Source organism: Acinetobacter sp. 228 (genome assembly GCF_048147885.1).
In genome coordinates this window covers 1-1,265 of record NZ_JAYWYV010000339.1, presented here as the reverse complement: position 1 = coordinate 1,265, position 1,265 = coordinate 1, and the positions used below count along the sequence as shown (strand labels likewise).

Annotated in this window: 2 protein-coding genes and 2 pseudogenes; 3 read left to right on the top strand and 1 reads right to left on the bottom strand. The window is 40.1% G+C overall.

The features are described 5' to 3' along the window. From VXQ92_RS18780 to VXQ92_RS18770, 3 genes and pseudogenes are all read left to right on the top strand, one after another. Positions 1 to 268 (top strand): annotated as a pseudogene (locus VXQ92_RS18780) (alpha/beta hydrolase); the annotation flags it as partial. Beyond that, complete coding sequence (gene trxC, locus VXQ92_RS18775) at positions 269 to 706, top strand: thioredoxin TrxC (protein ID WP_000587652.1); 438 nt, start codon at positions 269 to 271, stop codon at positions 704 to 706. A gap of 1 nt (position 707) precedes the next feature. After that, positions 708 to 1,130: an acyl-CoA thioesterase gene (locus VXQ92_RS18770; RefSeq protein ID WP_001287657.1), complete on the top strand. Its 423-nt coding sequence runs from the start codon at positions 708 to 710 to the stop codon at positions 1,128 to 1,130. A 39-nt stretch (positions 1,131 to 1,169) separates the two neighbouring features. On the opposite strand, the pseudogene VXQ92_RS18765 reads toward VXQ92_RS18770, so the two are convergent. Next, positions 1,170 to 1,265: pseudogene (locus VXQ92_RS18765) on the bottom strand (DUF4442 domain-containing protein); the annotation flags it as partial.

The following is a 1,265-nucleotide window of genomic DNA, read 5'->3' as shown; positions in this document are numbered from 1 at the left end:
AGTCCCGGCACGGGTGTTTTTTAATTTGATGCGTTATCGCCCAATTCAACTTGTACGTCAAATTAATATTCCAGTTTTATTTATTGCGGCTCAGCATGATTCTTTGATTCCAATTGAGTCTAGTCGTGAAGCTGCGACTAATATTGCTCCTTTAGTGAGTTATCATGAATGGGATATGAAACATTTTGATATCTATCACGGTTCATGGTTTGAAAAAGCAGTGACGACCCAATTAGAATTTTTACATCAGCATATAGGAGTGATGTAAATGATTATTGTATGTGCATCGTGCGGTGCAAAAAATAGAGTACCAGAGGAAAAACTTACCGCTCAACCGAGTTGTGGACAATGTCATCAGCCATTACTCCCGCTTGAGCCAATTGAGTTAAATGAACAAAACTTTAGCAACTACATCACAAATAGTGATCTGCCTATTTTGATAGATTTATGGGCAGAATGGTGCGGACCTTGTAAAATGATGGCGCCACATTTTGCACAAGTTGCAAAACAAAATCCACGTGTCATTTTTGCCAAGATTAATACCGAAGAGTCTCCTCGCTTAAGCCAAGCATTTAATGTGAGAAGTATTCCTACCCTTGTATTAATGAATAAAACCACAGAAGTTGCTCGAATGAGCGGCGCATTACGCGCGCCTGAATTGCAACAGTGGCTAGATCAACAACTTCAAACGAATTTCGGGAGCTAAGGTGTCAGAAGCTTATACCAAACCAGAAGGAATTTTATCCTTACAAACGATTGCCATGCCAGCAGATACAAACTGGAGTGGTGATGTGTTTGGTGGGTGGATCGTGTCACAAATGGACTTGGCTGGAGCAATTCACGCGGAGCGTTTTAGTCGTGGTCGCTGTGCTACGATTTCCATTAATCAGATGACCTTTTTGGTTCCGGTAAAAGTAGGCTTTGTTATTAGCTGCTATACCAAAATCCTAAAAGTGGGTAATACCTCTATTCAAATGCAAATTGAAGTTTGGGATAGCCATGATGACTCTCGTGCCCCAATTCGTATTACTGAAGGGGTCTTTACCTTTGTTGCAGTAGATGTAAAAGGCAACAAACGTCAGATTCCTGAGGAAGCGAAACAGAAATTTCTTGCCTCTCAAGAATCGTAATAAAAAAGCCCAAATTTGAATTTGGGCTTTTTTATATCTTTATTTCTTACGTTTAGGTAACCATGCCCATAACATTTGGCATTGAATCGGTTCATTACCTGCATCATCAATGACCGTAACTGGAATAACAAGTTC